Here is a 6,000-nt window from a genome sequence, read left to right as displayed (position 1 = left end):
ATCTAATAAAATATTCAGCCCTACAAAGCTGTAAATCTGGTTTGAAACATCATAAATCACAAACTCTGAGGCATAATAATACAAAGAATGATTCGCCAGCTTTGTAAAGAAATTATTCCCGATAGAAGTGATGGATATAATTTCTATTCCTTTCATTTTCAATTCGACTAAATTCGTTTTGATGTTATTTGTTTCTCCGGAGAGAGAAAAGACAAGGAAAACATCCCCCGCTTCCAGCATATGCAGGGTCAAGTCAAGTTCAGTTTTTTCCGGCAGAAATATAATCGGGCGTTTCAGATAAATCATTTGCTTGATAAATTCTTCCGCAGCAACACGTTGTGAAAAGCCCGTCGTGTAAAGATAGATATGCTTTGCCTGGAACAATTGTCTGGTGATTTCAGAAAAATCAATTGTCTTCAAGAGAGAAAGTGTTTTTTCTATATCTAAATATTGCGATGAAAAAATGTCCTCTTTTTCACTTTTTTCCACATGAATCTCGGATTTAATAAAATACTTAAACTCTGAAAAACCCGAGAAGCCAAGTTTCTTTAACGTACGAAGCAAGCTCGATTTAGAAACATGAAAATTTTTCTCGAATTCAGTAATTGTGCCGGAGACAATTTCATGGGGGTGCTGAATAAGACAAGCCACTACATACTGGTCCGTATCCCCGAATTCATGCAAATGTTTGCACACCAGATCTTCCAATGACATTTTATCCCCCCTGAAATAATAATAATATAGAGCCAGCTGTAGACGAGTCAGCTCTATATTATTATATCATAGCAAGGCGTCTAATACTATTTTAATTCTGGCCAGAAGTCCTTGTTTGCGACAATTAAATCATCCAGTATCTGTTTGGCAACTTTAGCATTCGGCACGGTTTTGGATAATGTCAGCGACTGCCATAACTTTTGATAAGAGCCTTCAAGCAGAGCATCTACTGCCAGCTTTTCAACAGCTACCTGCTGCTCCATCAGCCCTTTCTGGAAGCGAGGAATTTGTCCCTGAGTGATTGCCTCTGGTCCGTCGGAGCCCACAATACAAGGTACTTCTACCATGGCAGTCGGGTCAAAATTTGAAATCGCACCGTCATTTGGAACTATCAGGAGCATTTCTTCGCGTGTATTATAAGCAAGCGCACGGGCCAAATCCACAATGTAGGAAGCGTGCTCATCCAGAACAAGATTTTCTCCTTCAGAGCTGCCTCTTTCAACAATCCGGTGACACATGCTGAAAACTGTTTTTTCACGGCCGTCAATGACCTGATTGGTTCGTGTATAATTCGGATTCGTGTGCGCAACCATGTCCTGCCCAAAGAAATAGTACTGCAGATAGGTATTCGGCAAAGTATCCGGATCAATCTCATAGACTTCTCTGGACTTTGCAAAAGTTTCCATCCAGCTTTCATCCAACCCCTGATGATCAAGTTCTGCCGGGAGCGAATAGCCATTTTTAGCCACATATTCTTTCAGTTGAGGCATTAAATCATTGCCTTCGGTATCATGAAGCGCTGTCCACCAGCCGAAGTGGTTGAGGCCATAATAGCGCTCAACAAGTTCTTTTCTTGATTTGAGGCCAAGTACTTCAATCATGCGGTCCTTAATCACTACCGGCATGTCGCACATATTAATAATTTTGGAATTCGGACAAAGACGGCGAGTTGCTTCAGCCACAATGGCCGCAGGATTTGAATAATTAAGCATCCAGGCATCAGGAGAATATTTTTCCATATAGCCTAATATTTCCAGCACGCCTGGAATCGAGCGCAGGCCATATGCAATACCGCCAGGCCCACAAGTTTCTTGACCCACGACGCCGTATTTCAGCGGAATTTTTTCATCCTGTTCACGCATGGCATAAAGTCCCACACGGATTTGGGCCATGACAAAGTCAACATCTGTAAAGCCTTCCTCAGGATCTATTGTTTGAACAAAGTTGATTTCTGGGGCACGCTCGTTAATCAGAATGGCACAGGCATCGCCGATTTGTCTTTGCCGCGATTCCAAATTATCGTAGAATTTGATTTGCCGAATTGGGAATTTGTCTAAGTTTGCTAAAAGCATCAAGACAATGCCTGTGGTATATGTTGACCCGCCGCCGGCAATGACAATTGAGTATTTTTTATTTTTATCCATTTTTTGTATTCTCCTCATTTTCTGAAGTATTATCAGCAGCGGCAAAATTTTCTGCCTCTTCTGACATAAGTTTCTCAAAGACTTCTCGGACATTTGGCGCATCCAGTCCCACAACAACATGAATCATTTTTCCACCGGGGTGAATGATGCCCTTGGCTCCGCCATCCATGAAGGCACTGTCCGGCTCGACTTTTTCTTCATCAATAACTGTCACGCGCAAACGGGTAGCACAATTTGTGACGTTTGCAATGTTCTCTGTTCCTCCGAAAGATTTAAGGTAATTCCTTGCCTGGTCTTCGTAAGGGTCTTTTTCTTTAGAAGTTTTTCCTTTAGATTTTCTTTCCTTGTAATCGGCTTTTGAATGAAGCTGAATGTCCTCACCAGCCTTATCCTTCTCACGGCCAGGAGTTGGTAAATTAAACTTTTTAATCATGAAACTGAAGACAACAAAGTAAATTCCGGCAAAGATGAGCCCGATCAGCCACTGTATAAGCACCGTCCCTGCATGATGCGGAAACATTGGAATCCAGTCCAGAGCAAGCTGTTCAATGATTCCGTTTGTCATGTTTCCGACAACACCGAAGGCATACATAATCGTTGCCATAGAAGCCGCCAGAAAGGCGTGAATCGGCCAGAGAATCGGAGCGGCGAACAAGAATGTGAACTCTAGCGGCTCTGTGATGCCTGCCAGCATCGCGGTTAAAGTCGCAGGAATCAATAATGCTAACACGCGCTTTTTGTTTTCCTTGAAAGATGTCTTGTATAGCGCTAATGATATTCCCAAAGCACCAAATATTTTGGAATTTCCCTGAAGTGCAAACTGCCCCTCCGGAAACAGTGACTTCAACGATTTAGTCGAATCTGCAAACTGTGAAATGTGCTGTGCCCAATAGGCGACGAGCCCCTGCGGAACAGACGCTGGGCCAAAGCTGAATGGCATATAAATAAAGTGGTGCAGTCCTGTAGGAATCAGAAAACGTTCCAGAAAGATAAAGACGAATCCGCCGACATAGCCGGAACCTTTCATGAAGCCCTGGAATGAACTGATAAACCCTTGAATGGGCGGCCAGACCAGACAAAGCAGGAAGGCAAACGGAATCATCAGGAAGAAGGCGATAATGACTACAAATGAAGAACCCTGGAACACACCCAGCCAATCCGGTAATTTCTTATTAAAGAATTTATTATGCAGCCAGACAACAATTGCCGCAACGACAATCGCACCTAAAATACCTGTATCTAATGTCTTAACACTCGCAATTTCTGCCAGTCCTGTACCAGCTCCAGGCGTCTGATCAAAATCCACATGGAACGTCTTTCCCCAAAAGCCCAAAATCTGGCTGATGAAGAGATTCAGCGTTACATAAGTGATAAAAGACTCCATCGCTGCACGGGCTTGTGCGTATTTAGCCAGGCCTATAGGAATCGCGATGACAAATAGGAGATTCATCTGAGTAAAAACAGACCAGGCGCCGTTTTGAACAACCATCCAGAACTGGTACCAGCCCGTTCCCGTGTTTGCTATGCTTCCCACAAGAGTAGGCGTTGTAAAGATTACAGTAATCGCAACCATGATACCTGCAAAAGAAAACAGGAGGACAGGTGTAAACATGGCGCTACCGAATCTTTGAATTTTTTCCATCATGTATGAAAACCTCACTTTCTATTTTTTGTAATCGATTACAACTACTTTTATTCTAGACTAAAAACTGAGTTTTTCAATGCCTTATCAGGCTTTAGAGATAAAAGCGATGAATCTGGAAAAAAATACCAAGTCTTGAGAAATTTCTCATAAATATCTAAAACAAAAAAGCCTGAACTGTCCAATCCAAACTTTTCACTGCTGATTAGGCTAAAATACTCCGTCGCCCCTTTATTTATCAGCTAAAAACAATTTCGCCTCACGATTAACCGTCTTCAAGTCAACTCCCTGTTTCTTAGCCGCAAATATACAACCACAGTAACATTGTCTATAAATATCATATTCCTTACACATCTGAAGCGAGCGCTCGTAGCCTTTATTTTTCTTAAAATCACTCGGCAAATACTTCACGTCAAAAAGCCGCTGCGCGTCTAGCCCGATTTCATTAATCACCTGGCTATTTTTCTGCGGCGAAATGGTCAATGCGCTGCCGAAGTAGTCATAGCCCAATTCCACGGCCTTTTTCGCCACCAAATCCAAGCGCATCTGAAAACAGGCGCTGCAGCGCAGTCCTCTCTCAGGTTCATTCTGCAAGCCTTTGGCCAGCACCATCTGAATAAATTCGTTCGGCCGGTATTCTTCTTCAATAAAGGCGACATGGTTGTTCGTCCGCCGGTTAAACTCGTCCACAAATTCTTTCTGCACCAGGGCTCTCCGCTCATATTCAGCCTGCGGATGAATGTTCGAATTCGCATAATAAATGGTCACATCGGCATATTGTGTCAAAAACTCCAGTGTATAAGTGCTGCAGGGCGCACAACAAGAGTGAATGATTAATTTTGGACGAACCTCTTGTTCCTCCCAGGATTCAATCATTTTACGGAGAATTTGGTCATAATTTACTTTTTGGTCTTTTTTATTTTCAAGTATTTCTGTTGAGTTAATCATTTCGTTTTATTATACCATTCTGTCTGGATAATTTTAAGATTTGACTAAACTCATCGGATTAGTTGCAATACAAATATAATCGGAGCAGCCGTTCGGCTCCTCTTTTCGCTCACTTGTAGCCAATGTGTGTGGAAATTCCAATTAAAAAACATTCCCAAAATTTTGGAAATGTTTCTAAAATCTTCTGCCGCAAGAAATTAACGTTTACTGAACTGTGAAGCCTTACGTGCTTTCTTAAGTCCTGCCTTCTTACGCTCAACCATACGAGCGTCACGTGTCAGGAGACCTGCGCGCTTCAGTGACAGACGGAAGTCTGGGTCTACTTCGAGCAGTGCGCGAGAGATACCGTGGCGGATTGCGCCAGCCTGGCCGGATTTTCCGCCGCCGTTAACGTTTACGAGTGTGTCGTAGGCGCCTTCGGTCTGCGTAGCTGCAAAGGGCTGGTTGATAACCAGACGCATTTCAGCTGCTGGAATGTATTCTTCTACATCGCGGCCGTTGACCGTGATTTTACCTGTGCCGGGTACGAGACGTACGCGAGCGACTGCATTTTTACGACGGCCTGTGCCGGCATATTGAACTTGTGCCATTTTATGTACGTCCTTTCTTAGATGATGCCTGAGATGTCAAGCAGCTCAGGTTTTTGTGCAGCGTGATTGTGCTCAGCGCCGATGTAAACATGAAGTTTCATGTATTGGCTGTGGCCGAGTGTGTTCTTTGGAAGCATGCCTTTCACAGCGTGCTCAACCAGACGCTCTGGATGCTTGTTCAGCACTTCCTGCGCTGTTTCAGTCGTCAATCCGCCAGGATAAAGACTGTGGCGGCGATATTTCTTATCTGTCCACTTCTTGCCTGTCAGCTTCACCTTTTCAGCGTTGATGACAATGACGAAGTCGCCCATATCAGCGTGAGGTGTGAAAGTTGGTTTGTTCTTACCGCGGAGCATGCTGGCAACGACTGCACTTAGACGTCCAAGAGGAACGTCTGTCGCATCGACGACATACCATTTACGATCCGCATTTTGAGCATTGCCCATAAATGTCGTTTTGTTGATCATTCTATTTTCCTTAGTTTTTCTTTGTTTACAGGCTTCTCGACAATCAGGAGTTCCGGCCTCATTGAAGAGCTGCGAGATATTTTTGGGTTTCCGGGGCCACAAAAATGGGGTAAACAAATACCGTGTACTATCTTAACATAAGTGTTAGGCTTGTGTCAAGAATTAAGGTGTGAAGCACGCCCGTTTTGGAGCGTAGAAAATCAGGAAATCGCGGT

At 43.6% G+C, this 6,000-nt stretch carries 6 protein-coding genes; all 6 read right to left on the bottom strand.

Features of this window, described 5'->3' with window-relative positions; genetic code table 11:
- Nucleotides 1–714: MurR/RpiR family transcriptional regulator (locus ACYQ2E_RS03245; RefSeq protein WP_460016621.1), on the bottom strand; the 714-nt coding region annotated here is incomplete at its 3' end.
- Between the two features lie 86 nt (nt 715–800).
- Nucleotides 801–2,138 (bottom strand): 6-phospho-alpha-glucosidase, encoded by a 1,338-nt coding sequence (locus ACYQ2E_RS03240; protein ID WP_460016620.1) that lies wholly within the window; start codon nt 2,136–2,138, stop codon nt 801–803.
- Complete coding sequence (locus ACYQ2E_RS03235; protein ID WP_460016619.1) at nt 2,131–3,783, bottom strand: alpha-glucoside-specific PTS transporter subunit IIBC; 1,653 nt, start codon at nt 3,781–3,783, stop codon at nt 2,131–2,133. The genes ACYQ2E_RS03240 and ACYQ2E_RS03235 overlap by 8 nt, the downstream gene beginning before the upstream one ends.
- Before the next feature lie 228 nt (nt 3,784–4,011).
- Nucleotides 4,012–4,728 (bottom strand): epoxyqueuosine reductase QueH, encoded by a 717-nt coding sequence (locus ACYQ2E_RS03230; protein ID WP_460016618.1) that lies wholly within the window; start codon nt 4,726–4,728, stop codon nt 4,012–4,014.
- A gap of 197 nt (nt 4,729–4,925) precedes the next feature.
- Nucleotides 4,926–5,318: a 30S ribosomal protein S9 gene (gene rpsI / locus ACYQ2E_RS03225; RefSeq protein ID WP_460016617.1), complete on the bottom strand. Its 393-nt coding sequence runs from the start codon at nt 5,316–5,318 to the stop codon at nt 4,926–4,928.
- Between the two features lie 17 nt (nt 5,319–5,335).
- Entirely contained in the window at nt 5,336–5,782 is a 447-nt protein-coding gene (gene rplM / locus ACYQ2E_RS03220; RefSeq protein ID WP_460016628.1) for a 50S ribosomal protein L13, read from the bottom strand.
- Nucleotides 5,783–6,000: the final 218 nt, after the last annotated feature.

It is taken from the genome of Lactovum odontotermitis, from assembly GCF_054658595.1.
This window is presented reverse-complemented; position numbering and strand designations above follow the sequence as displayed.